28 protein-coding genes are annotated in these 23,966 nt (G+C 62.7%); 14 read left to right on the top strand and 14 right to left on the bottom strand.

Annotated features, from left to right (window positions below; genetic code table 11):
- Positions 1-18 precede the first annotated feature (18 nt).
- The 3 genes from EN808_RS24130 to dapD form a co-directional block, all read right to left on the bottom strand.
- The gene (locus EN808_RS24130; protein WP_245458575.1) at positions 19-402 is read right to left on the bottom strand and encodes a DUF805 domain-containing protein; all 384 of its coding nucleotides are present in this window, start codon (positions 400-402) and stop codon (positions 19-21) included.
- The gene (locus tag EN808_RS24125) at positions 395-757 is read right to left on the bottom strand and encodes a DUF805 domain-containing protein (RefSeq protein WP_127276048.1); all 363 of its coding nucleotides are present in this window, start codon (positions 755-757) and stop codon (positions 395-397) included. The genes EN808_RS24130 and EN808_RS24125 overlap by 8 nt, the downstream gene beginning before the upstream one ends.
- Positions 758-830: 73 nt before the next feature.
- A complete protein-coding gene (dapD, locus tag EN808_RS24120; RefSeq protein WP_135917057.1) occupies positions 831-1,685 on the bottom strand; it encodes a 2,3,4,5-tetrahydropyridine-2,6-dicarboxylate N-succinyltransferase in 855 nt (284 codons plus the stop codon).
- A 143-nt stretch (positions 1,686-1,828) separates the two neighbouring features.
- Here dapD and EN808_RS24115 point away from each other — a divergent pair, with 143 nt between their 5' ends.
- Positions 1,829-2,674, top strand: a complete 846-nt coding sequence (locus EN808_RS24115; RefSeq protein ID WP_135862990.1) for an LOG family protein — start codon at positions 1,829-1,831, stop codon at positions 2,672-2,674.
- 123 nt (positions 2,675-2,797) lie between these two features.
- Here EN808_RS24115 and EN808_RS24110 read toward each other — a convergent pair whose 3' ends face one another.
- On the bottom strand, positions 2,798-3,502 hold the full coding sequence (locus tag EN808_RS24110) for a pyrimidine 5'-nucleotidase (protein WP_135862578.1): 705 nt from the start codon (positions 3,500-3,502) through the stop codon (positions 2,798-2,800).
- A gap of 162 nt (positions 3,503-3,664) precedes the next feature.
- Between EN808_RS24110 and EN808_RS24105 the strand changes: the two genes are divergently transcribed.
- Genes EN808_RS24105 through EN808_RS24095 form a run of 3 tightly spaced genes read left to right on the top strand, consistent with a single transcriptional unit; the run spans position 3,665 to position 6,233 of the window.
- Positions 3,665-4,426, top strand: coding sequence for a GGDEF domain-containing protein (locus EN808_RS24105; RefSeq protein WP_127276044.1), 762 nt, complete (start codon positions 3,665-3,667; stop codon positions 4,424-4,426).
- Entirely contained in the window at positions 4,423-4,797 is a 375-nt protein-coding gene (locus tag EN808_RS37120) for a hypothetical protein (RefSeq protein WP_245511989.1), read from the top strand. Before EN808_RS24105 ends, EN808_RS37120 begins: the two co-directional genes overlap by 4 nt.
- A complete protein-coding gene (locus EN808_RS24095; protein ID WP_135917056.1) occupies positions 4,794-6,233 on the top strand; it encodes a GMC family oxidoreductase in 1,440 nt (479 codons plus the stop codon). Before EN808_RS37120 ends, EN808_RS24095 begins: the two co-directional genes overlap by 4 nt.
- Positions 6,234-6,308: 75 nt before the next feature.
- Here EN808_RS24095 and EN808_RS36405 read toward each other — a convergent pair whose 3' ends face one another.
- A complete protein-coding gene (locus tag EN808_RS36405; RefSeq protein ID WP_189524160.1) occupies positions 6,309-6,476 on the bottom strand; it encodes a hypothetical protein in 168 nt (55 codons plus the stop codon).
- Positions 6,477-6,571: 95 nt separating this feature from the next.
- Between EN808_RS36405 and EN808_RS24090 the strand changes: the two genes are divergently transcribed.
- Positions 6,572-7,063 (top strand): MarR family transcriptional regulator, encoded by a 492-nt coding sequence (locus EN808_RS24090; RefSeq protein WP_127276042.1) that lies wholly within the window; start codon positions 6,572-6,574, stop codon positions 7,061-7,063.
- An 18-nt stretch (positions 7,064-7,081) separates the two neighbouring features.
- On the opposite strand, the gene EN808_RS24085 is transcribed toward EN808_RS24090, so the two are convergent.
- The 3 genes from EN808_RS24085 to EN808_RS24075 all read right to left on the bottom strand — a co-directional run bounded on the left by EN808_RS24085 (position 7,082) and on the right by EN808_RS24075 (position 10,191).
- On the bottom strand, positions 7,082-8,050 hold the full coding sequence (locus EN808_RS24085; RefSeq protein WP_127276041.1) for an amino acid ABC transporter permease: 969 nt from the start codon (positions 8,048-8,050) through the stop codon (positions 7,082-7,084).
- Positions 8,047-9,351, bottom strand: a complete 1,305-nt coding sequence (locus EN808_RS24080) for an FAD-binding oxidoreductase (RefSeq protein ID WP_135917055.1) — start codon at positions 9,349-9,351, stop codon at positions 8,047-8,049. Before EN808_RS24080 ends, EN808_RS24085 begins: the two co-directional genes overlap by 4 nt.
- Before the next feature lie 75 nt (positions 9,352-9,426).
- Positions 9,427-10,191 (bottom strand): transporter substrate-binding domain-containing protein, encoded by a 765-nt coding sequence (locus tag EN808_RS24075; RefSeq protein ID WP_245525121.1) that lies wholly within the window; start codon positions 10,189-10,191, stop codon positions 9,427-9,429.
- Between the two features lie 255 nt (positions 10,192-10,446).
- Here EN808_RS24075 and EN808_RS24070 point away from each other — a divergent pair, with 255 nt between their 5' ends.
- The gene (locus EN808_RS24070) at positions 10,447-11,052 is read left to right on the top strand and encodes an Lrp/AsnC family transcriptional regulator (RefSeq protein WP_245511988.1); all 606 of its coding nucleotides are present in this window, start codon (positions 10,447-10,449) and stop codon (positions 11,050-11,052) included.
- A 105-nt stretch (positions 11,053-11,157) separates the two neighbouring features.
- Here the strand turns inward: EN808_RS24070 and EN808_RS24065 are convergent, their stop codons facing one another.
- Positions 11,158-11,790, bottom strand: a complete 633-nt coding sequence (locus EN808_RS24065) for a TetR/AcrR family transcriptional regulator (RefSeq protein WP_135917053.1) — start codon at positions 11,788-11,790, stop codon at positions 11,158-11,160.
- Positions 11,791-11,893: 103 nt separating this feature from the next.
- On the opposite strand from EN808_RS24065, the gene EN808_RS24060 reads away from it, so the two are divergent.
- Positions 11,894-12,298 (top strand): VOC family protein, encoded by a 405-nt coding sequence (locus EN808_RS24060; RefSeq protein WP_135917052.1) that lies wholly within the window; start codon positions 11,894-11,896, stop codon positions 12,296-12,298.
- A 102-nt stretch (positions 12,299-12,400) separates the two neighbouring features.
- Here EN808_RS24060 and phhA read toward each other — a convergent pair whose 3' ends face one another.
- The gene (gene phhA, locus EN808_RS24055) at positions 12,401-13,237 is read right to left on the bottom strand and encodes a phenylalanine 4-monooxygenase (RefSeq protein ID WP_135917051.1); all 837 of its coding nucleotides are present in this window, start codon (positions 13,235-13,237) and stop codon (positions 12,401-12,403) included.
- A 140-nt stretch (positions 13,238-13,377) separates the two neighbouring features.
- Here phhA and EN808_RS24050 point away from each other — a divergent pair, with 140 nt between their 5' ends.
- The 3 genes from EN808_RS24050 (at position 13,378) to EN808_RS24040 (ending at position 16,067) form a co-directional block, all read left to right on the top strand.
- Complete coding sequence (locus EN808_RS24050) at positions 13,378-13,854, top strand: Lrp/AsnC family transcriptional regulator (protein WP_135882734.1); 477 nt, start codon at positions 13,378-13,380, stop codon at positions 13,852-13,854.
- A 108-nt stretch (positions 13,855-13,962) separates the two neighbouring features.
- Positions 13,963-15,531, top strand: coding sequence for a magnesium-protoporphyrin IX monomethyl ester anaerobic oxidative cyclase (gene bchE / locus EN808_RS24045; RefSeq protein ID WP_135917050.1), 1,569 nt, complete (start codon positions 13,963-13,965; stop codon positions 15,529-15,531).
- Positions 15,532-15,608: 77 nt separating this feature from the next.
- Positions 15,609-16,067, top strand: a complete 459-nt coding sequence (locus EN808_RS24040; protein ID WP_135917049.1) for a RidA family protein — start codon at positions 15,609-15,611, stop codon at positions 16,065-16,067.
- Positions 16,068-16,093: 26 nt separating this feature from the next.
- On the opposite strand, the gene argB is transcribed toward EN808_RS24040, so the two are convergent.
- The 3 genes from argB to EN808_RS24025 form a co-directional block, all read right to left on the bottom strand.
- Positions 16,094-16,987: an acetylglutamate kinase gene (gene argB / locus EN808_RS24035; RefSeq protein ID WP_127276050.1), complete on the bottom strand. Its 894-nt coding sequence runs from the start codon at positions 16,985-16,987 to the stop codon at positions 16,094-16,096.
- Positions 16,988-17,146: 159 nt separating this feature from the next.
- The gene (locus EN808_RS24030; RefSeq protein WP_135917048.1) at positions 17,147-18,646 is read right to left on the bottom strand and encodes an amidase; all 1,500 of its coding nucleotides are present in this window, start codon (positions 18,644-18,646) and stop codon (positions 17,147-17,149) included.
- Positions 18,647-18,755: 109 nt separating this feature from the next.
- On the bottom strand, positions 18,756-19,184 hold the full coding sequence (locus EN808_RS24025) for an SgcJ/EcaC family oxidoreductase (RefSeq protein ID WP_135917047.1): 429 nt from the start codon (positions 19,182-19,184) through the stop codon (positions 18,756-18,758).
- A gap of 183 nt (positions 19,185-19,367) precedes the next feature.
- Here EN808_RS24025 and EN808_RS24020 point away from each other — a divergent pair, with 183 nt between their 5' ends.
- The 4 genes from EN808_RS24020 to msrB all read left to right on the top strand — a co-directional run bounded on the left by EN808_RS24020 (position 19,368) and on the right by msrB (position 22,135).
- Entirely contained in the window at positions 19,368-19,907 is a 540-nt protein-coding gene (locus tag EN808_RS24020) for a sigma-70 family RNA polymerase sigma factor (RefSeq protein ID WP_127280228.1), read from the top strand.
- Entirely contained in the window at positions 19,904-20,626 is a 723-nt protein-coding gene (locus tag EN808_RS24015) for an anti-sigma factor (RefSeq protein WP_135917046.1), read from the top strand. Before EN808_RS24020 ends, EN808_RS24015 begins: the two co-directional genes overlap by 4 nt.
- Before the next feature lie 219 nt (positions 20,627-20,845).
- Positions 20,846-21,403, top strand: coding sequence for a fasciclin domain-containing protein (locus tag EN808_RS24010; protein WP_135917045.1), 558 nt, complete (start codon positions 20,846-20,848; stop codon positions 21,401-21,403).
- Positions 21,404-21,631: 228 nt separating this feature from the next.
- On the top strand, positions 21,632-22,135 hold the full coding sequence (msrB, locus tag EN808_RS24005; protein WP_135882740.1) for a peptide-methionine (R)-S-oxide reductase MsrB: 504 nt from the start codon (positions 21,632-21,634) through the stop codon (positions 22,133-22,135).
- A gap of 222 nt (positions 22,136-22,357) precedes the next feature.
- Here the strand turns inward: msrB and EN808_RS24000 are convergent, their stop codons facing one another.
- Positions 22,358-23,914, bottom strand: coding sequence for a DHA2 family efflux MFS transporter permease subunit (locus tag EN808_RS24000; RefSeq protein ID WP_245520811.1), 1,557 nt, complete (start codon positions 23,912-23,914; stop codon positions 22,358-22,360).
- Positions 23,915-23,966 lie beyond the last annotated feature (52 nt).

The raw sequence follows: 23,966 nt of genomic DNA, 5'->3' as shown, positions 1-23,966 counted from the left end.
GGACGACATCATGCCTCTCTATCTCTTCGATTCAGCCGGCTCGTTGGTGCGCCGGCCATAGCGGTTGGGCCCAGGCTGCCCTGGAAACAGGCACAACACAAGGAAGGCGACGATCGAGACGACCGGCACGAACAGGATCAGCGCGGCAATGCCCGGCTTGTCGAGGTCGTGCAGACGCTTCACCGCCAGCGCGATGTTCGACCACAGCGAGGCGATGAAGGCGATGAAGAAGATGAACGACCACATATTGCTCTCGGCCGAGCCCTCCGGCACCAGCGTGAAGCGGTACAGCGGGAACGCCTGGATGATGGCGACGAGCAATCCGCCGAGAAAATAGGCCGCGCGGCTGACGCGGCCCGATGTCTTGAAGAAAAGCCAGTTGAGATCCGATCTTTCAGGCAAGCGGGTCCGATCCATATTGGTTGGCACCCTTGGTGCCTTCGAGGATGCCGAGTTCGACCAGCAGCCAGATGCCGCCGATGAAGGGTACGAGGCCGATCAGCGTCCACCAGCCCGACTTGTTGCGGTCGTGCCAGCGTTTGGCATAGAGGGCAATCGCGAAATAGATCGATGCCAGCGCGAAGAGGATGCCGATGATGCCGATCTGGGCACCGCTGGCGGTGGTGAAACGCGTGCCGAGGATCGCATCGAGAATGAAAGCGATAATGCCGATCACGATGAATACGCCGATGCCGGCCCAGAACTTGGCTCGGTTGATGCGGCCATCAAAGCTTGTGAGCAGATACTTCCAGTCCATGTCACCCCCTCCATGTTGAACCAGCGCGACCGATCGTCGCGCCGGCGGAAGGTGCGCCTGACCGGGGCAAAGATCAATCGCGCAGCAATTCGTTGATCGAGGTCTTGGACCGGGTCTTGGCGTCGACCCGCTTGACGATGACGGCGCAATAGAGACCTGGGCCCGGTTCGTTGTTTGGAAACGGCTTGCCCGGCATCGATCCAGCGACGACGACGGAATTCGGCGGCACCTCGCCATAGAAGACCTCGCCGGTGGCGCGGTCGACGATCTTGGTCGACTGGCCGATGAAGACGCCCATGCCGAGCACCGAGCCCTCGCGCACGATGCAGCCCTCGACCACTTCGGAACGCGCCCCGATGAAGCAATTGTCCTCAATGATGGTGGGACCGGCCTGCATCGGCTCCAGCACGCCGCCGATGCCGACGCCGCCCGAAAGGTGGACATTCTTGCCGATCTGGGCGCAGGAGCCGACAGAAGCCCAGGTATCGACCATTGTGCCGCTATCGACATAGGCGCCGACATTGACGAAGGACGGCATCAAGACGGCGCCTGGCGCCACATAGGCCGAACGGCGCACGATCGACGACGGCACGGCGCGGAAGCCCGCCTTTTCGAAGTCGACGGCGCTCCAGCCGTCGAACTTGGACGCCACCTTGTCCCACCACACGGCCTCGCCGGGGCCACCCTTGATGATCTCCATCGGATTGAGCCGGAAGGAGATCAGCACGGCCTTCTTCAGCCACTGGTTGACGTGCCATTTGCCGTCGGTCTGCCGCTCGGCGACGCGGGCGGTGCCGCGGTCGAGCAGGTCGAGCGCCGACTGGATGGCGTCGCGCACCTCGCCGCGGGTCGCGGTCGAAATGGCGTCGCGTTCCTCGAAGGCCTTGTCGATGGTCTTTTCGAGGCTCGCCAGATCGGGCTTCGACATGAATTTGCTCCATTACCAAGCTGTTAAGGGGCTGCGCCTTAACCTGTTTAAAAGTCGCGCGGACCCTATGTTAAGGCTCAATGGGGGTCAATCGCGACTGCGTCACGGGACGACGCAAGTAAAGGAATGGACGGGTGGATTCGATGACTCCCATGGAAAAGGCGGGATGGACGCCGCTGCCGCATTCGGATGAGGATCTGGAGCGGTCGAAAAGCGTGCCGGACACGCCGCAGACGCGCGCCGAAACCTACCGCCTGGCCTGGAACGATCCCGACTTCATGACCCGGCGCGAACTGCGCGCGGTCAGGCTGCAACTGGAACTGCTGAAGCCGGAAATGATCCTGGCCGAGCGCGGCATCCGTTCGACGGTGATCCTGTTCGGCGGCGCGCGCCTGCCGGAGCCCGGTGGCGAAGCCTGGGCGGCCAAGAACGAGACGCAGAAGAAGAACCTCGAGGAAAACAGCAAATACTACGAGGAGGCCCGCAAATTCGCCCGCCTCTGCTCGCGGCAGTCAGCCACGTCATACTATCGCGAATATGTCGTGGTGACCGGCGGCGGACCCGGCGTGATGGAAGCGGGAAACCGCGGCGCCGACGATGTCGGCGCGCCGTCGATCGGGCTCAACATCGTGCTGCCGCACGAGCAGGCACCGAACCCCTATGTGACGCCGGAGCTCTGTTTCAATTTCCACTATTTCGCCATCCGCAAGATGCACTTCGTCATGCGCGCCAAGGCCGTGGCGGTGTTTCCCGGCGGCTTTGGCACGATGGACGAGTTCTTCGAGACGCTGACGCTGATCCAGACCGGGCGCATGGAGCGCGTGCCGGTGATCCTGTTCGGCAAGTCCTTCTGGAAGCGGGCGATCGACCTCGACTTCCTCGCCGAGCAAGGCACCATCAGCCCGGGCGATCAGGACATCATCGATTTCGTCGACACAGCCGACGAAGCCTGGGGCATCATCAGCCGCTTCTACAAGCTGGGGGAATAGGAATTGGGGGAATTTGGGAAACGAAATGAGGAACTGGGGAAATGAAGAATTGACGAAAAAGGGGCATGGTCTTGCGTCCCTCCTCAATTCCTCAATTCCTCAATTCCTCAATTCCTCAATTCCCTACTCCCTTGCGACTATGGTCGTGAGGAAAGTGGCGAGATCGTCGGTGACGAAATCGACGTCATCCTCGTTGGCCGGGTCGCGTTCCCAGATTTCGGAGAATGTCGGTTCGAAATTGCGCGGGACCACGAGAACCGTGGTCATGCCCAACGACTTCGGCACGGCCAGGTTGCGGGCGAGATCCTCGAACATCACCGCATTGTGGCCGGTGACGGCGTGCAGCTCGGCGAACTTCTCGTAGGTCTGGCGCGCCGGCTTGGGGTTGAGGTCGGCGGCGACAATATCGAAGATGTCGTCGAAATGGTCGAGGATGCCGAGCTGGCGCGCGGTGCGCTCGGCGTGCCTGCGGTCGCCATTGGTGAAGATGAACTTGCGACCGGGAAGCTGCCGGATGGCGGTGCCGAGAACGGGATCGGGCACCAGCCACGAATAGTCGATGTCATGGACCTTCTCGAGGAAGTCGTCGGGATCGATGCCGTGGCGCGTCATCAGCCCGTTCAGCGTCGTGCCGTATTCGAGATAGAGCTCCTTCTGCAGCTTGCGCGCCTCCTCGCGCGGCAGCGCCAGCAGCTCCCCGACATAGGCGGTCATCTTGACGTCGATCTGCGAGAACAGATTCGAGTGGTGCGGATAGAGCGTGTTGTCGAGGTCGAACACCCAGTCGGTGACATGGGCGAAGCGGGCGGGATCGGGAAGCGTCGTCATGCGCTCCTTATGGCATGAAACAGGGATTCCGAAAGGGACTTTATCCACAACTTCTGCCCGTTGAGGTTGCAGAAATGGCCTCACGGTTCAAATTTTAACCGTCCGGGAAAGGTGGCCTTCAGGGCTTGCTGGCACAGAGACAAGTCCTGAGGGGAGTTCGCGATGAACAGCATTATTCTCAAATCCGCCGCCATCGCTTTCGCCTCCGTCGCCGCCTCTCTCATGCTGACGTTGATTGTCGTCCCAGCCATGGGATTCCCCATAACGCGCACGATCTGGCTGACCTCGACGCTCTGTCCGCTGGTCCTTGCCTGGGCCGCATGCGCCAGCACGTTCTGGCAGAGCGACAGGCTGAAAAACGCGCATCGCGAGCTTGCCCGTGCTCATGCCCAACTCGCCGCCGCGCACCGCCGCCTGGCGGAAAAGGCGAGCCGCGACGACATGACCGGCATGCTCAACCGGGAAAGCTTCTTTGCCGCGCTGGACGGCTCCCGGCGCAAGTCCGACCGCGGCGCCCTGCTGATCATCGACGCCGACCACTTCAAGACGATCAATGACAATTTCGGCCACCTGACCGGTGATGACGCGCTGCTGTTGATCGCCAGCGCCATCGAGCGCGGCGTGCGCAGCGGCGACGTGCTCGGCCGCATCGGCGGCGAGGAGTTCGGCGCGTTTCTGACCGGAGCCACGGAACAGGAGGCCAAGCGCGTTGCCGAGCGGATCCGCCGCGAGGTCGAACTGATCCGCTTCCGGCCGGTCGATGAACGGACCATTCCGTTGACCGTCAGCATCGGCGGCACTGTCTGCGGCGAGGATGTCAACGTATCGGAGCTGATGCGCGCCGCGGACCGGCGCCTCTACCAAGCCAAGCATGCGGGCCGCAACCTGACGATCCTCGATACCGATATTTCCGAAGCGGCATGAGCAGACCGGGCCGGCACACCTGGCCCGTTAAAAAATTTCTAACCCTGTTTGCATCCGGTTGTGCCGCTTGTCGGCACTTTCCCCGCCTTGATGCCATGCTTGGCACGATACTGGCTTCCGTGACGATGTGTGTGCCGTTCGGGGAATGTCATGCGCGCATCGAAGCCCTAGCCGAGAGACCTGCCATGAGTTTCCTCATAAAAAAAATGTCGCGCCGCACGCTCGTGCAGGCGCTGATCGCCCTACCTGCCCTGTCGTTGTTCCGCAAGCTGCCTGATGCCGACGCCACCCATGCCGGTTCATCCCGGGCCGATCCTGACGAGATCGTCGAGGTCAATGGCTGGATCCTGAAGCGGAGCGACCTGGCATGATCTTCGACAGCTACGAGGCGTATCGCGCCGCCAACTTTGTGCCAAGGGTCTGCATCCTTGGTTCCGGTCCGGCCGGCACAACGATCGCCAGAAAACTTGGCGCTGCCGGCATTCCGGTCGTGGTGCTGGAAGCCGGTCCGCGGGAATTCAGCGACGACTCGCAAGACTTCTACCGCGGCACCACGGTCGGCGATTTCTATTTCGATCTCGACACCACCCGGCTGCGGTTCATGGGCGGCAGCTCCAATCACTGGGCCGGTTGGTGCCGCGTGCTCGACAAACTGGATTTCGAGCCCAAGGCCTGGGCGCCCGACACCGGCTGGCCGATCCGCCGAGCCGACATCGAACCCTACCTCTCGGAAGTGCGCGCTATCCTCGACCTTCCCGATTTCCGGCCTGATGTGCCGATTTCGGACGACATTCGCTGGGTGCAGTTGATCAAGAGCCCGGCGGTGCGGTTTGCCGAAAAATTCGCCGACGAACTCGACAAGAGCAAAAACATCGCCGTCGTGCTCAACACCTACGCCACCGAGCTTGCCGGAGACGGCAAACGCGTGACCGGCGCCAAGCTGTGGTCCAACGGACAGGACGCCGGCTCGTTCAGCGCTGACTATTTCATCGTCTGCACCGGCGGGCTGGAGAATTCGCGGCTGCTTTTGTGGTCGAACCAGCGCTCCAACGGCGGCGTCGTGCCGAACGCGACGGCGCTTGGCCGCTACTGGATGGAGCATCCGACCTTCGAGGGCGGCAACGCCATCCTGGCCGACTATGGTGCGTTCGAGGTCGATGCCGTCAAGGAGGCCTTCTTCTCGCCGATGCCTGCCGCGATGGAACGTCTCAAGATCATGAATTTCGGCATCCGGCTGATCGAGACGCCCTATCCGGGCGTCAAGAGCCTCATCGCCGACCTAGCCTGCACGGCGCCGCATATGGCGGAATGGGTATCTGGCAAGCTCGACCAGAACCTGCGTTGCGCCGCTCAGCTTTATGTCGCCTGGGAACAGGCGCCGCTGGCTTCGAACCAGATCGAGTTGTCGAAGACCGAGGTCGACCATGCCGGCGTGCCGCGCATCGAACTGCACTGGAAGAAATCGAAACTGGAACAACGCACCCTTCTCGAAGGCCTGAGGCTGTTCGGCACGACGCTTGCCCAGAAAAACCTGGGCCGGGTGCGCATTGCCGACTGGATCTCGAACGGCGAGGATTATCCGACCAACGAAGAGACGGCGGGCCATCATCATATGGGGGGCACGCGCATGGGCACGGATGTCACCAGGAGCGTGGTGGACGCCAATTGCAAGGTGCATGGCATGGACAATCTCTATGTCGGCGGCTCTTCCGTGTTCTGCACGTCGGGCCAAGCCAACCCGACGACGACGATCACCGCGCTCGCCTGCCGGCTGGGCGACCATCTGAGCAAGGTGGTCACGGTCTGAGCGGCCTCCACGAAGCCGTCGTCCTGCCAAGCCACGACCGGCAGGGCCGGCGCCAAGGATGGCGCCGGCAGAGGCTCAAAAGCCGTAGACGGCGATCCGGACCAGCACGGCGGCGGCGGCCAGCGACACCAGCAGGATACCGAGACCGATCGGAGAGCCCCAGCCATACCATTCCATGGCCAGCTTGGCGTATTTGAATTCTTCCTCGCGCGAGAGAGGCGTACGCTGTTGAATCAAACTCATTTTTCATATCCTTGCCCGGGAGCGGCTCTTGCCTTGTCGGGGGCGTAGCCGCATATTGCTATAATGGTCTAAATGTTAGACGGATTGATAGTTAGATGATCGAAGTAAATTCGTCAAGCCGGAATCGAGCCGAACTGACGACAGCCATCGGTCTTGCCATCATGCAGTGGCAGGACGCGACGCAGGCCTATGACGAGGCGGTGGGGATGAGACTCGGCCTCAACATGGCCGAGCGCCATTGTATCGGACTGCTCCACGGCGGCCCGCAATCGGCCGGCGCGATCGCGACCGCGACCGGGTTGACGCCGGCCGCGGTGACCGCGCTGATCGACCGGCTGGAGGCGCGCGGCCTCTTGACGCGCACGCGCAGCCTCGAGGACAGGCGCAAGGTGGTCATCGAGGCAACGGAGTCAACACGGGAGCTGTCGGCACGCTATTACGGCGCCATCGCGCGGGAAGGGGAGAAGCTCATTGCCACGTTCAGTGACGCGGAGCTTGCCACCATTCGGCGCTTCGTCACCGCCGCGCTCGACCTGCAGCGCGACCAGCTCATGCGGCTGAAGGCCGAGGCGCCGCAGCCGCGCTGATCTAGAGGGTCAGACCACCTAGCGTCCTGATCGGCCGAAGCGCCGTTCGAGATAGGCTTGGCCGAATTCCAGCGCGATCGACAGAATCCAGTAAATCATCGAGGCGGTAATCAGCATCTCGATATGGCGGAACTCCGTCTGGCCCATCGTGCGGGCGAGATACATGATCTCCCAGACGCCGACGACGGAGACCAGCGAGGAATCCTTCAGCATGGCGATGAACTGGTTGCCGGTCGGCGGGATGATGACGCGCATGGCCTGCGGCAGGATGACGAGCGCCATGGTTTGGCCGGGGCTTAGGCCGAGCGCCGTGGCGCCTTCGCTTTGACCGCGCGGGATGCTTTCGATGCCGGCGCGGAAGATCTCGGTCATGTAGGCGCCGTAACACAGCGACAGCGCGACGATACCCGCCGGCACCGCGCCGATCACGTAACCGATCTGCGGCAGCCCGAGATAGATGATGTAGATCTGCATCAGCAACGGCAGGCCGCGAAACAACGATGTGTAGAAGGTGGCCAGCCCGTAAACGATGCCGTTCCCGGTCAACTTGGCGATGGCGCCGACCAGTGCGATCAAGGTCGCGATCAGGATCGAGATCGCCGAAATGTAAAGCGTCGTGGTGACGCCCTGGGTGATCAGGAAGCCGACTTTCCTGGCGATGAAGGCGAGGGAGAGGTCGAAGGAATAGAAGAACAGCATCAGCAGCACGAACAGCTCGATCCAGACGCCGACGATCTGCTGGCGTCGGGGCAGGAGCAGAAGCAGCTTGCAATTCACCAGCACCAGCAGCGCGATCAACACGGCCGAGAGGGCTCGCGACAAGGCTGGGTTGGCCTGCAGCCAGTCGGACGCAAGCGGCATCAATGAGCCGATCCAGCTCGACTTGATGCCCATGGCGTAGAGGGCTGCGGCCAGCAGCGCCGGAAAAAGCGCGGCCGCGGCGCGGCGGGCGAGCCCTGGATGGGAGAGCATCAGCCTGCCGATCATGCCGTCACCTTGTCCTTGGCGATGGCGTTGCGTTCCCGCCACCAGTCCTGCGCTTGCAGTTTCCAATAGGTAAGCTGCGCGGCGGCCAGGCCGGCGGCGCCGCCGGCCCAGCTCAGTCCGAAGGGCGCGAACTGCCGGTACCGGTCCGAGGCGCCCAGAATGCCCTCGGCGACAATTTTTCCGGCAATCGCCGTGGTGTTGAGCCCATGGCCGCCGAAAGCGGTGCAGTACCATATGCCTGGCCGCAGCTCGCCGATCTGGGGCATCAGATGCCGGGCATAGGACATCAGCCCCGACCACGCCAGTTCGGTCTTGAGGCCGGCAAGCTGCGGGTAGGTGCCGACCATCTCGCGGCGCAATTCGCGCGCCAACGCGTCGGCGGAAGCGGCGCGCGTGGTGATCCGCCCGCCCCACAGGAGACGATTGCCATTCTCGACCAGGCGATAATAGTCGCCGGCCCGCCTGTTGTCGCCGACGGCGTCCGTCGTGGCGACGGCTTGCGCAATGAGGCGGGGAGCCGCCTCGGAAACCATGACATAGGTGGCGATGGGCAGGAAGGCGCGGTAGAGCTGGCCGAAAACCGGGCCGGTATAGCCGCCGGTCGCGAGCACGATCCGGGGCGCCCGAAGCGTGCCCTGTCTGGTGCGAAGTATCTTTTGCGGCCCCGAGAGGTCGCACTGCACGACCTCGGAGCTTTCATGGACCTCGCCGCCAAGCCGCTCGATCTCGTCGGCAAGGCAACGCAGATAGTTGAGCGGATGGATGTGAAAGGCGTTTGGGTCACGCAGGCCCTGGTGGTAGCGAGCGGACTTCAGCACCGATCGGACGTCTTCTCTCTCGAGATACTGAAGTTCATAGCCGTGGTCGCGGGCCATCTGTTCGGCATAGGCCTTCAGCGCATCGCCGTCGTCGTAGCGCAAGACGCTGAGCAGGCCGGCACGCGGCTGGGCGGCCGATATTGCGAGCGTCTCGATGGTGTCGCGCACGAATTCGACGCCTTCGATCGACAGCCGGTGCAGGTCGCGCGCGGCCTCCCCGCCGACACGTGCGGCGATATTGTCGCCGCCGGTGGCGAAGCCGGGCGTGACGAAACCGCCATTGCGGCCCGAAGCGCCGAAACCGACGAGCTGGGCTTCCAGCACGGCGACATGCAGTCCGGCGCGCGCCAGCTGCAGCGCCGTCGTCAGCCCGGCCAATCCGGCGCCGACGACGGCCACGTCACATTGCGCCTCGCCTTGCAGCGGAGGCCTCGTCTTCCGGTCGGTCAGGGTGCGGGCGTAGTAGGTATCCGGATAGGCCATCGACGACTTTGCGGTGAGGGGGCATGTATTTGGTGGGTGACCGCCGGCTGCCGAGGGGCAGCCGGCGGAATGACTTTACTTGGCGCTGTAGTCCTTGCCGTACCACTTCGTGGTCAGCGCGGCGAGCGTGCCGTCCGTCTTCATCCCGGTGATGATGCCCGCGACCTTCGCGGTCCACTCCGGATCCTTCTTCTCGGCGATGACGACGAGCGGCTCGCGGAAGGCGTACTCGCCTTCGAGGATCTTCACGGGATAGCCGTTCTTGATGGCGTTCTGCGCCGTCTGCTCCGGTGCGATCACGGCATTCAGGCGCACGCCGTCGCCAAGCCGCAGGTCGTCGAAGGGAAGCATGGAATCCGCGTAGGTGCGGACCTCGCCCGGCTCCAGCTTGTATTCGATGGGAGCCAGGCCGGGTGCGTCGATTTCGAGCTTGCGGCGGATGAAATCCTCCGAGGTGGTTGCCGTCTCGACGCCGATGATCTTGCCGTTGAGATCGGCGACCGACTTCGCGCCGCTGTCCTTGTGCAGGACGTAGACATAGGGGCTGTAATAATAGATGCCGACAAAGTCGATCACCTTGGAACGGGCCTTGGTCGGCGTGACCGATCCGACGCCGAGGTCGTAGCGTCCCTGCCAGCGTCCGCCGGTCAGCGTCGCCCAGTCGGGCGTTTCGAACGAGACCTCGACACCAAGCTGCTTGCCGATCTCGCGCGAGACATCGATGTCGAAGCCGGCGAGTTCGTTGCTGTCGTTGAGAAAGCTCTGCGGTGGCCAGGCCGCGTTGGTGGCGATGACCATCGCCTTTTTCGACGTGACGCGGTCCAGGGTTTCCCCGGCCATGGCCGCCGTTGTGATCGCGAATGTCGCGGCGGCAAGAACGGCTAAATCGAGCAGCTTTTTCAAAGTTATCCCTCCCTTGTGGTTGAAACTGATAGGATGCGTAACGTCGGACCTCAGCGCTTTCGGCCACAGGTTCAACGCGGATCGGTTTGTGCCCACCACAGCCGAAGCTCGTTCCCCCTGATGGACCGGCGTTTGTGACCCCAGACAGTCAGGTCGCAAAAAGAAGGGTTCCACCCGGCGAAATGCGGGATAATGGCGATCGCGCAGTCATTGCGTGCCTTGAGACGGCAAAGTGCCGGATATGTTCGCCTTGTTCCGTTCGCTAAGGCCGGTCTTCCGGATTGTCGCGGGGGCGGTTCAGCCGATAGGATCGCGGCGGTTACAGCGCGGATCGAGCGAGAGGATTTGTTTGTGGAATTGACCGAGAAGGATCGTCAGCTGCTCGCGCTGATGCAGAAGAATGCGCGTGAGCCGGTCGCGTCACTGGCACGTCAGCTCGGCGTATCGCGGACAGCGCTGCAGGAGCGGATCCAGAAGCTGGAGGCCGGCGGCATTATCGAAGGCTATAGCGTGCGGCTGACCAAGGAGGTGGCCCAGAACGCCGTCCACTGTTTCACGCTCGCCGCCCTGAACAACAAGAGCTATCCGGACGTCTCCAGAAAGATCAAGGCGATGCCTTCGATCCAGGCGGTCTACGCCATCACCGGCGAGTGGGACCTGATCATCCACCTTGCCGCCGAGACGCTCGAGAAGCTGAACCGGGAGGTGAATGCCGTGAATGAAATCAGCGGCGTCGTCAAAACCGCTTCCCATGTGGTGATGGAGACGAAGTTCAACCGGACCATCTACGCCTTGTAGGAGATGGCGGGATGTCCGGCGGCGGGCATCACCGTCTCGAGGTCGAAAGGCATATGGTGGGCATCGTTGCTCCCGACCGTGAACAAATGTCGGCAGAGGACGAGACTATTTCGGTTGGACCCCATAGGCGACAAGAAACGCCTCGACCGAGGCATCCGCGTGCCGTTCAAGTTCGGCTTTGGAACGCGGGTTGCTCCCCGTGAACATGGCTTCATTCATGGGGATCCAAAGGATCATCCCAAAAAGATGGCTGGCCGCCAGACGGGGATCACTGGTTTGCATCAGCCCCCGATCGGTGAGCTTTTGAAAGCAGGACGCCGTCGAGGCAAGCATGCGCTCAAAGCCTTTTTCGTACCAGCCGCGGCCAAGCTGCGGCATTCGATCCGTGTTGGCGATGATCAGGCGGCGCAGCTTCAACAACTCGTCGTCCATGAGCATCGTTATCAAGCGCCGAGCAAGCTGCTGCAGGCCGCCTTGCATGAATCTCGCCTCGGAAAGCAGTGTCGTCACGGACTCGATGATGTCGTTGACCTGGCCAGCGGTTGATAGAACGACTTCACCGAAAAGCGTCTCCTTGTCGGTGAAATGCTTGTACACGGTCTGCTTGGAAGCTCCCGCCCTGGTGGCGATTTCCTCCATGCTGGTTCCATCATAGCCCTTGGCGATGAACGCCGCCGTGGCCGCCTGGATGATTTCACGATCCTTGCGTGCCGATCTGGTCTCCCCCTTGATTTCCATGGCGCCCCTTTGACCAGTACTAGACGGTACCGTTCTCTCGTGATAGTCGTCAAACGGTACTGGACTGACTAGTACCTGTCAACGAAGGCGAGGCTTTAGACCGATGACCAAGATGATCTTCATAAATCTGCCGGTGCGCGATCTGCAGGCAGCCACCAATTTTTATCTCGCGATCGGGGGCACGCTCAATCCGCAGTTCTCGAACGACCAGGCCAGCTCGATCATGTTCTCGGACTCCATTGGCGTCATGTTGCTTTCGCATCAGTACTACAGCCAGTTCACCGCGCGGCAGATCGGCGACCCCAGGCGTGAAAGCCAGATGCTGATCGCGCTCACCGCCGACAGCAAGGACGACGTCAACGCCATGATCGAGAAGGGCGTGGCGGCAGGCGGACGCGCTGATCCCAATCCGGCGCAGGATCTCGGCTTCATGTTCAACCGCCACATCGAAGACCCTGACGGCAATGTCTGGGAGTTCCTGTGGATGAACCCCGCCGCCCTGCAATAGCCTGCCGGGATCAAAGCGTCTGAAGCGCGTCGCGTCGAAACGGAGTCATGCGACGCGCTTTAGGTCTTTGTTTTTATGTCGTATTCCCAAAACCGAAACGGACTAGACCGTCGCCGGGTCGAGCGCCGGCTGGCCCTTGCGGCGCGTGACGATCGCCTCGAAATCCGCGCTCTGGAAGGCATCGCGCAAGGCGTCGAAGGACGGCAGCACGAAATAGGCGCGCTGGAACTTGTCGATCTCGTAGCCGGTGCGCATCACCGTTTCCAGGTCGAACGGCACATGGTGGGCGTCCTTGCCCTCCACCGCGAATTGCAATTCGGTGAACGACGACATCAGCCCGGCGCCGAAGGCTTTCAGCGGCTGGCCGGCTTCCCGCATCAGGCCATACTCGGCCGTGTACCAGTAGAGCCGGGTGATCATCTCGTCGCCGCCGAGCGCGATGATGTCGCCGGCCTTCCTGCCATACATCTGCATGAAATCGGCGAACACCGGCTGCGACAGCACCGGCACATGGCCGAAGAAATCATGGAACATGTCCGGCTCGACGATATAGTCGAGTTCCTGCCTGGTGCGCAGCCAGTTGGTGACCGGGAAGCGGCGATTGGCGAGGTGATCGAAGAACGGGGCCGCCGGAATGAGGCCGGGCACGGCGACGATCTCCCAGCCGGTCAGCTTGCGCAGCCTGGCGCTGACGTCGGCGAAATCGGGAATGGCGTCGAGCAGGCCGAGCTTCTCCACGCCGTCGAGATAGGAATGGTGGGCGAGCTTGCGCGTCAGCCTGGTCTGGCGGTCGCACAGCGTGCGCCACACCGCCTGCTCCTCGCCGCTGTAGTCATAGCCCTGTGCCACGGTGAAATCGGCGCGGCAGACCGAATAGTCGCCGCGCAACCCTTGCGCCGCGCAGTCGCGGGCATATTCGGCAACGCTCATCGTCGTCATATGTCTTCTCCCTCGCAAAGCATCGATGGCTGCGGTGCCGAAAGTGTAGCCCAACTTACCGAGGCAAATTGGTTTTGATCGTAGATCGAGCGGCATATTCGAGATAACATTCACTCAAAATCGACACAAGGAGAGTGAAAATGCCTCAGTTCGATGATTTCGAGATCAGGATGCTCGATGTCCTGCAACGCGACGGGCGCAAACCTGTCTCCGAGCTGGCGCAGGAGATCGGCCTCTCCACCACGCCCTGCGCGCGGCGCTTCGAAGCGCTGCAGGAAGCCGGCATCATCAAGGGATTTGCCGCCGTGATCAGCCGCCGCGCGGTCGGCCTGATGGTCGAGGTGTTCATCCAGGTGCGCCTCGTCAGCCACAGCGACGGCTCTCCCGAAAGCTTCATTGCCTCTGTCCAGCGCATGGACGAGGTGTCGTCGTGCTGGACGATGACCGGCGACCACGATTTCCTGCTGCATGTCATGGTGCCATCGGTCGACGAGCTCAACGCCTTCGTCATGCATCGGCTGATGCGGCTCGAGGGCGTGCGCGACGTCCACACCCAGCTGGTGCTGCAGAACATCAAGGGACCCGGCCACGTGCCGCTCGCGCATCTCAGGCGCTGACAGCGCTCACTCTTTTCTGCGGAAAAGCTGCGAGCAAACTGCTGAAACGGGCCAACCGGGCGGCACGATCGCCGGCCAGCATGCGGACCAACGTCCTGGAGGTCCGCTATGAAAATCGTCCTGATCAATCCGCCGCACACCGCCATCGGCAGCCGCGTGCCCGACGATCACCTGCCGCCACTCGGCCTGCTGGCCATCGGCGGCCCGCTGGTCGACGCCGGCCATGAGGTGCGGCTCGTCGATGCCGAGTTCGGGCCGATGCCGCTCGCCTCGGTCGTCGCGGAAGCCCTGAAGGACTGTCCCGACTTCGTCCTGATCGGCCATTCCGGATCCACTTCTGCGCATCCGACCGCCTTGTTGATCGCCGCGATGATCAAGGCGCGCGAACCTGCGACGATCGTCATCTATGGTGGCGTCTTCCCGACCTATCACTGGCGCGACATCCTGACTGAGACCGACGTCTTCGACTTCATCGTGCGCGGCGAGGGCGAGGCGACCGTGGTGGCGCTGGTCGAGGCGGTGGAAATGCGCCAGCCGCCGGCAAGCGTCGCCGGCATCGCCTATCGCGACGATCTGCGCCGGCCCTTCGCCACCCAGGCGGCGATGACCATCGCCGACCTCGACGCCTACCGCGTCGGCTGGGAACTGATTGACGTCAGCAGATACAGTTACTGGGGCGGCAAGCGCGCGGTGGTCATGCAGTTTTCGCGCGGCTGCCCGCATCTGTGCAATTATTGCGGCCAGCGCGGCTTCTGGACCCGTTGGCGGCATCGCGATCCCAAGAAATTCGCGCAGGAGATCGCCTGGCTACACCGCGAGCACGGCGTCGAGCTGATCAACCTCGCCGACGAGAACCCGACCGTCTCGAAGAAGGCCTGGCGCGCTTTCCTGGATGCGATGATCGCCGAGAACGTGCCGGTGCTGATCGTCGGCTCGACACGCGCCGACGATATCGTGCGCGACGCCGACATGCTGCACCTCTACCGCAAGGCCGGTGTTATCCGCTGGCTGCTCGGCATGGAAAACACCGACGAGCAGACGCTGCGACTGATCCGCAAGGGCGGCAGCACCTCGTCCGACCGCGAGGCGATACGGCTGCTGCGAAAGCACGGCATCCTGTCGATGGCGACCTGGGTGGCCGGTTTCGAGGATGAAGGTTTTCGTGATCTCTGGCGTGGTTTCCGCCAGCTCATCGCCTATGACCCGGACCAGATCCAGGCGCTCTATGTGACGCCGCATCGGTGGACGCCGTTCTTCCGCATCGCGCGGGATCGCAGGGTCATCCAGAAGGACGCCCGCCTGTGGGACTACAAACACCAGGTGCTGCACATGACGCGGCTCAAGCCATGGATGCTGTTCTTCTCGGTCAAGCTGATCGAACTCGCCGTGCAGTCGCGGCCGAAGGCGCTGGCGCGCATCCTGTTCCACCCGGATCCCGAGCAGCGGCATTCGATGCGCTGGTACACCAAAATGGGCCGCCGCGTCTGGTTCCGCGAGGTGTGGGGTTTCCTGGTGACCGACAACCGGGTGAAAGGCGGCCCGACGCTCGCCGAATTCTGGGGCGCGCCGCAGGATGCGGAGGAAGAGTCGATGACCTTTCAGCGCCCGGCGAAGAGACCATTAACGGCGCCTGCCGCCGAGCAGCATGCCTTTGGCGTCTCACCGCCGCCGGCCTGACCCGTCTCGCCCTGGCCGCCAGCGGACCTCGCGCTAATTTCTGGCGATCGGATGATGGTGGCCAGCAGGAGGAAGCGATGAAACTTGTCACGCATAAGAAGATGAAAGGTGGCCGGCCTATGCCTTGGGGGAAAGGCACCGTCGTGACCGGAGCCAAGGGGTATGTCTTCCTTGCCGGCAATACAGGCACGGCCGAGAATTATGACCCGTCGAGCGGCAAGGGGGGCGCCGTCGGCGACGCGGCGACGCAATGGCGTTCCATTCTGACGAACATCAAATCGGATCTGGAGGAGCTCGGCAGCTCGCTCGAATATCTCGTCAAGATCACCCAGTACGTCAAAGGGCCGTTTCCCGACGGAGGCGCGCTGAGCTCCCCAAATTTCCGGCTGGACGTGATGGACGAATTCTTCGCCGAGCACTGCCCGAAGCACTGCAGCTACAACAATCCGCCGCCCTCGGAAGTGATCGGGGTCGCCGCGCTCGCGCATCCCGATCTCGTCATCGAGATCGTGGCCGTCGCCGCTCTGCCGGACTGAGGATGCCGGGCTCCGAAGCGCAAATGTCAAGGCACGATCAGTGTACCGGCGCCGTGTTCGGTGAAGAGTTCGAGCAGCACCGAATGCGGCGTCTTGCCATTGAGGATGACGACGCCCTCGACGCCGCGCTCGATCGCCTCGATGCAGGTCTCGACCTTGGGGATCATGCCGCCCGAGACCGTGCCGTCCTTGATCAGCGCCTTCGCCTCGGTGACCGTCAGCTCGTCGATCAGCTTCTTGTTCTTGTCGAGCACGCCCGGCACGTCGGTGAGGAACAGCAGGCGCGAGGCCTTGCAGGCGCCGGCGATGGCGCCGGCGAAAGTGTCGGCGTTGATGTTGTAGGTGTGACCGTCGCGGCCGGGCGCCACCGGCGCCAGAACAGGGATCATTTCGGAGCGTGCCAGCAGGTCGAGCAGCGTGCGGTCGACCTCGACCGGCTCGCCGACGAAACCGAGATCGAGCACGCGCTCGATGTTGGAATCGGGGTCGATCATGGTCTTGCGCGCCTTTTCGGCGAACACCATGTTGCCGTCCTTGCCGCACAGGCCGATCGCCCATTCGCCCTCGGCGTTGATCAGTGCGACGATCTCCTTGTTGATCGACCCGGCCAGCACCATCTCGACGATCTCGACCGTCTTCTGGTCGGTGACGCGCAGGCCGCCCTCGAACTTGGATTCGATCCCCATCTTGTTCAGCATGGCGCCGATCTGCGGGCCGCCGCCATGGACGACGATCGGATTGACGCCGGACTGCTTCAACAGCGCGATGTCGCGGGCGAAGGCCTTGCCGAGCTCGATGTCGCCCATGGCATGGCCGCCATATTTCACCACGACCGTCTTGTGCTCGTAGCGCTGCATGTAGGGCAGCGCGCGCGACAAGAGTGCGGCCTGCATTTCGGCGGTGGCGGCGACGTCCGTCATCGGCGTGGTTCCCTGGCTTTTGGTTTTATGCATGCCGTTGTCCCCAAACCGCTGGCACTTTTGGGCGACATGCATCAGGTAAGGACGGCGGCGTCTTAGCGGGAATTGACGCGAGCCGCAAATGGCATTGCTGTCATATTCGAGCCGTTCACGGTGTCGTCATTGTGACGGCACCATCAGCGGCGCCCGCCGCTTCAGCCAGCCCGAGATCTTCTCCATCTGCGCGGCGAGCGACAAAAGCGTTTCCTCGTCGCCCGGGCGGCCGGCGGCCTGGATGCCGAGCGGCAGGCCGGCGTCCGTGACATGGACCGGTAGCGCAATCGACGGCTGGCCGCTGACATTGTGGATTGCGGGCCAGTGCGTGAACCAGAGGCTCTTGTCCATCAACTGGCCGAACAGTGGTTTGATCCTGAGCAGCGCCGTGAGATGCAGCTTGTCGAGCAGGGTTTCGATCAACTCGTCGGCGCCTTTGGGATCCATGGCGCCGCAGGCAAGCGGCGGGTGCGCGATGACGGGCATCAGCACCGCATCATAGCGCGCAGTATCCTCGATCAGGCGGCGCGAGGCGGCATGCAGCCGCTGCAGGCCGGCATAGACCTCGCCGGCCGAGACCATTTCGCCCAACCGGCCGAGCACCCGCGTGGCGCGCTCGATGTCGCCCGTCACGGAGCGGCCGACGCGCAGCGCTTCACCCCGCAACGAGCCGGCAACGGCGGAGGCGACCGTCGTGCAGAAATCGGCGAAGAAATCGCGGCCGATGAAGGGCAGCTCGATGTCCTCGACGGTATGGCTGCCCTCACGGGCGAGCGCCACGGCAATGTCGAGCGCCTTGAGCGTCTCGGCCGAAATCGGCAGGCCGAGCGGCGACTTGCGGTAGACGGCCAGCTTGAGCTTGCCGGGATCGCGCGCGGCAGCGGCCGCGAACGGACCCTTTGGCGGCCGCGCGGCATAAGGCGCCAGCGCATCTGGACCATGAGTGAGGTCGAGCAGCAGCGCACAGTCGCGCACCGAGCGGGTGACGGCGTGATCGACGACCATGCCGTACCAGCTTTCGCTTACCAGCGGCGACATCGGGACACGGCCGCGCGAGGTCTTGAGACCGACAAGGCCGCTGCAGGCCGAAGGCACGCGGATCGAGCCGCCGCCATCCGACGCATGCGCCGCCGGCACGACGCCGGCGGCGACCAGGGCTGCCGAACCGCCCGATGAGCCGCCGGTGGTGTGGCCGGTATTCCAGGGATTGCGGGTGATGCCGAAGGCTTTGGATTCCGTCATCAGCCGCAGCCCGTGCTCGGGCGAGGTCGAGGTGACGATCGGGATCAGCCCGGCGGCGAGATAGCGGTCGGTCATCACCGAATTGAAATCGGGCACCCATGCGGGAATGCGGCTGCCGCCATGCGAGGGCACGCCCTTGGCGGCGATGCCGAGATCCTTGATGGCAAAGGGGACGCCGGCCAGCGGCAAGGAGCGGTCGATGCTCTTCGCCCGCGCCCGCGCGGCGTCATAGAGCGTTTCGGCCGTGGCGTTGATTTCGGGGCGAGTGGCCTCGGCGCGGGCGATTGCCGCTTCGGTCAATTCGATCGCCGACACGTCGCCCTTGCGCACCAGAGCGGCGAGGCCGGTCGCGTCTTCTTCCCAAAGGATTCGTTCGACCGACATGCGCGCTCCCCCGTTGCCGCCAAGCTAGTCAGCGGCGATTCCGTTGGCAATCCAGGCCATAATGTCTCAGTTTGGAATTTGAGCGGCGAGTTTTTGTAAGACGCCTATCTCATGGAGTTGGAGGGGGAGCAACCGCCCCCGGAACAATGTCGGTATTCTGGGCAACCTTTATCCGCCAGCCCGACTGTTCTTCCTTCACAACAACCAGAAGCAGAATGCCTTTTCGCGTTCCGGCGGATGAGCCGTCCGGAGCGGATGCACCAGTCAGGATCCATGTATAATGCACCGATGCAATGCCGGAAGATAATTCAACAACTGACGAGACGGCACCTTCTAATCGGCTGTCGCGAAACATGGTTTCATGAGTTGCGCGGTGCGCCCTTTCGATCTCGGTGTGGTTCTTCCACCACATGCCCACGACATTGACAAAATTAGCGTCGTCGGCGAACAGCGCCGCGAAGTCGTCCATGTCATGTCTATTCCAAGCATCGGCAAAGGCAGTCGCGACATCCTCAGGTTTGGCGACTACCAATCTCATGCCAAATCTCCCTTGCTTTCCGCTAAAGTGTAGCATGTCGGGGTCATCGCCTCAAAAGCGATTGCCAATCTTTGAATTCAAACTGGGACACAGCCTCGAGGCAGGTGTGCGGACGCCGGAACTTTAGGCGCGCGGAATATTTCCGCGTTGCAAATACATCGCAATTGCCTAATTTGGACCCGCATGACGCCGCAGGACATCACCAAGCTGATCGTTCGGACTTCGATGAAGGATCGGGCTGCGTTCGACCTGCTGTACCGGCAGACCAGTGCGAAACTTTTCGGCGTGTGCCTTCGTGTATTGAACGACCGGGGAGACGCGGAAGAGGCGTTGCAGGAAGTCTTCGTCAAGATATGGACGAAGGCGGATCGTTTTGCCGTCTCCGATCTGAGCCCGATCTCCTGGCTGGTGGCGATCGCGCGCAACCATGCGATCGATCGCATCCGAGCGCGGCGCAAGCCTGCAGTCGATATCGATACCGCGCTCGACGTGGCCGATCCGGCGCCGGGACCAGAAGCCATGGCGGTGGCGGGCGATGAGACCGAACGCATCCACCACTGTCTCGATGAACTGGAAAAGGACCGGGCGGCGGCCGTCCGCGGCGCTTATCTCAAGGGCGAAAGCTATGCCGAACTGGCGGAACGTCACGGCGTGCCGTTGAACACGATGCGTACCTGGCTGCGCCGCAGCCTGATGAAGCTCAGGGAATGCCTGGAAAGATGACGCTGGCAGAGGACAATGGACCGGAACGTGGAGGCGACGACCTGTTCGCCGCCGAATATGTTCTTGGCGTTCTGCCGGCGGAAGAGCGGCAGATCGCATCCAGGCGCATCGACAGCGAGACAGAGTTCGCGCGGCTCGTCGATGGTTGGGAAGTTCACCTCTCGCCGTTGGGCGCCGGCTATCCGGAGATCGAACCGCCGGCTTCGGTGAAGCCGGCGATCGACCGCCGGCTGTTTTCATCCACCGCCGCCGCGCCCGCCGAACCGCGCGCCGGCCTGTGGTCCAGCCTCGCCTTCTGGCGTGGTCTCGCCGTGGCGGCTGTTGCCGCGCTGGCGCTCTATGTCGCCGTTCCCTACGTCAATCGGCCGGCTGAACAGCCGCAGGCGCGACTGGTCGCCTCGCTGGCGGCCGACGGCAGCGACGTCAAATATCTCGCCGTCTATGAATCCGAACGGCATGAAGTCAGCCTTTCGCATGTTTCCGGCGCGCTCGCCTCCGGCAAGGACTTCGAACTGTGGATGATCGAGGGCAAGAACGCGCCGGTCTCGATGGGCGTCATCCCGGCCGGTGCGACGGCACACATTGGGGTCTCGCCCGCCACGCAGCAGAAACTCGCGCAGGGCGCCGTGCTGGCCGTCAGCCTCGAGCCTGCCGGAGGCTCGCCGACCGGCCAGCCGACCGGCCCCGTTGTTGCCGCGGGCGATCTGAAGGGCATCTGATCGACCCTTCGGATTGTGACAAGGTAGAAATTACCCAGTCTATCTCCATCACATATGTCTAATAGGCCCGTAAGCCGGCAAACCGCCGTGCTCGAAAAATTTATCCCGCAATGCAGATAAATCTAAAAACCAGGAAATAGTCTGAAACTCACGCATCTGTGTTCCGTATCTCCTCGCGTCCCCAAAAATGGGAAGAGAAACCCGAGGAGTCCAGATATCATGCGTAGATTCGCCACCCTTTTGCTCGCCGGTACGATCGCTGTCTCCGCGCTTGCCACGGCTGCTTATGCTGAAAACCCGATGGTCGGCGGCGCCGCCATGTTTGCCAACAAGACCATCGTCGACAACGCCGTCAATTCCAAGGATCACACGACGCTGGTCGCCGCCGTCAAGGCCGCCGGCCTGGTCGAGACACTGCAGGGAGCCGGCCCGTTCACCGTCTTCGCGCCGACCAACGAAGCCTTCGCGGCACTGCCGGCCGGCACGGTCGACACGCTACTCAAACCCGAGAACAAGGACAAGCTCACCAAGATCCTGGCCTGCCACGTCATCGGCGCCAAGGCGATGGGGGCGGATGTGGCCGCAATGGCCAAGGCCGACGGCGGGACGCACAAGGTCAAGACGGTCGGCGGCTGCGAGCTGTCGCTCAAGGCCGATGGCGGCAAGGTCACCGTCACCGACGAGAACGGCAATATCGCCAATGTGACGATAGCCGACGTCGAACAATCCAACGGCGTCATTCATGTCATCGACAAGGTTCTGCTCCCGAAAATGTGATGGGACCGAAAATGTAACAAGGCGCTTGCCGCGGACGAACCCGCTGCAAGAGCTCTCCGTCGATCGCGTCGTCTCGCTCCCGTGATCCGCAATCGGCACGCCTGCTCCGCGCCGTTCCACGGTCAGCCGTGAACGGCGCGGAGTGTCGTTTGAGGGCAACCGTCACCGGCTTTTGACTTTTGCGTGGCGGGTATAATTTGGCAAAACGGACGACAGGAGGAACTGGTCATGAACCGTCGCGACTTTCTTTTGAGCGGTGCCGCCGCGATCGGCGTCGTCGGTGCCGCGGCAATGGTGCTTCGCATGGGCAGCCCGCAGGCCGCCCAGGCGGCCGAGAAATTCGAGGTCACCAAGACCGACGACGAATGGAAGGCCATCCTGTCGCCGGCTGCCTTCGACGTGCTGCGCAAGGAGGGCACCGAGTATCCAGGCACCAGCCCGCTGCTCAACGAACACCGCAAGGGCATCTTCGCCTGCGCCGGCTGCGACCTGCCGGTCTATCCCTCGGAGACGAAATTCGATTCCGGCACCGGCTGGCCGAGCTTCTGGCAAGAGATCGCGAATGGCATCGGCAAGACCGAGGACCGGTCGCTGGGCATGACCCGCACCGAAGTGCATTGCCGCCGCTGCGGCGGCCATCTCGGCCACGTCTTCGACGATGGCCCGGCGCCGACCGGCCTGCGCCACTGCATCAACGGCGTCGCGCTGACCTTCAAGCCCGCCACCGCCTGACGTTAGAGCAGTTCAGCGATTGGTAGAATCGCTGAACTGCTCTAACTATTTGTTTTTACGCAATTCCGGACGGAAAACCGCTACACACTTTTCCTGGAATTGCTCTAGCAAGGGCAATAAAAAACTCCGGGCTTTGCGGCCCGGAGTTTTTTGCGCTGTCAGCGTTTCAGGCGTGGACTGGAGGAGCTTCCTGAAACCGCTGCCGCGTATGGTTCTTTTGTTTCAGTGCCCGCCGCCTCCGCCACCACCGGGCGCGGCCGGCTTCCTGATCAGCATGGTGAACAGGCCAAGCGTCGCGAACAGCACCGTGAGCATGTAGAACACGTCCATGAAAGACAGCAGCGCCGCCTGTTGATGGACCATGCCCGACAATTTGGAGATCGCCGCACTGGTGGCGTCCAGGCCTGATGTCTGCTCGAAGTTGAGCGTCATGTTCTGCAGCTTCTGCTGGGCCGCCGCGCTGCCCCACTGCACGTGCTCGCCGAGCCTTGCGTAGTGGAAGGCATTGCGGTCGATCAGCACGGTGTTGATGAGGGCAAGGCCGACCGCACCACCGAGATTGCGGGTGAGGTTGAACAGGCCGGATGCATTCTTCAACCGGTCCGGCGGCAAGGTGCCGAGCGCGATGTTGTTGATCGGCACCATGCACAGCATCATCGAACAGCCGCGCAGGATCTGCGGGATGAGCAACTCATAAAAATCCCAGTCGGCGGTCAGGTGGGTCATCCACCATGTGCCGGTAGCGAAGCCGAAGAAGCCGATCATCATCATCAGCCGCAAATCCATCTTGCTCGACAGGATGCCGGAGATGGGCGCGGTGAAGAACATGGCCAGGCCGCTGACGAACAGCGCTTCGCCGATCATCATCGAATCGTAGCCGCGGATGCGCCCCAGGAAGACCGGATAGAGATAGGTCAGGCCATAGAGGCCGATGCCGATGACGAAGGAAAACAGCGAGCCGAAGGCGAAATTGATGTTGCTGAACGCCTTGAGGTCGACGATCGGTTCCTCGGCGGTGAAGACACGCCAGAAGAAGATCACCGCGCCGATGGTCATGATGATGGCGCAGATGAACACGGCCTGGTCTTGCAGCCAGTCGTTGTTCGGACCCTCTTCCAGCACGTACTCCATGCAGCCGAGGAAGGCGGCCATGCCGGCGAGGCCCCACCAGTCGAACTTCGAGAACAACTTGAGATTGGGCTTGTCGAAATCGATCAGCGACCAGGCCGCGGTCGCCACCAGAATACCGGGCACGACATTGACCAGGAACAGCCAGTGCCATGAAAAGGCGTGGCTGATATAGCCGCCGACGGTCGGGCCGATGGTCGGCGCCAGCGTCGCCACCAAGCCGATCATCGGCGAGACGATGGCGCGGCGCGACGGCGGGAAGATGGTGAAGGCGGCAGCGAAGACGCTCGGGATCATGCCGCCGCCGATGAAGCCCTGCACGGCGCGGTAGACGATCATCTGGTCGATGTTGGTGGCGGTCGCGGCCAGCGCGCTGGCCGCGGTGAAGCCCGCGGCCGCGACGGTGAACAGCACGCGCGTCGACAGCATCCGGCTGAGGAAGCCCGACAGCGGGATCATGACCACCTCGGCGATCAGATAGGCTGTCTGCACCCACGGGATCTCGTCGGAACTGGCGCTGAGGCCGGCCTGGATTTCGGCCAGCGAGGCCGAGACGATCTGGATGTCCAGGATCGCCATGAACATGCCGAACACCATCGCCAGGAAGGCAATGACGCGTCGCGTCGAAATCGTGTCGGGAACCGCCGGCATGGCCGGTGGCGATCCTGCGGTGATGGTTGCGGTTGCCATGTCCTAAGCCTCC

The organism is Mesorhizobium sp. M8A.F.Ca.ET.165.01.1.1, assembly GCF_004792065.1.
Classification (GTDB): Bacteria; Pseudomonadota; Alphaproteobacteria; order Rhizobiales; family Rhizobiaceae; genus Mesorhizobium.
The sequence above is the reverse complement of the archived record's forward strand: the minus strand, read 5'-3'. Positions and strand labels throughout refer to the sequence as shown.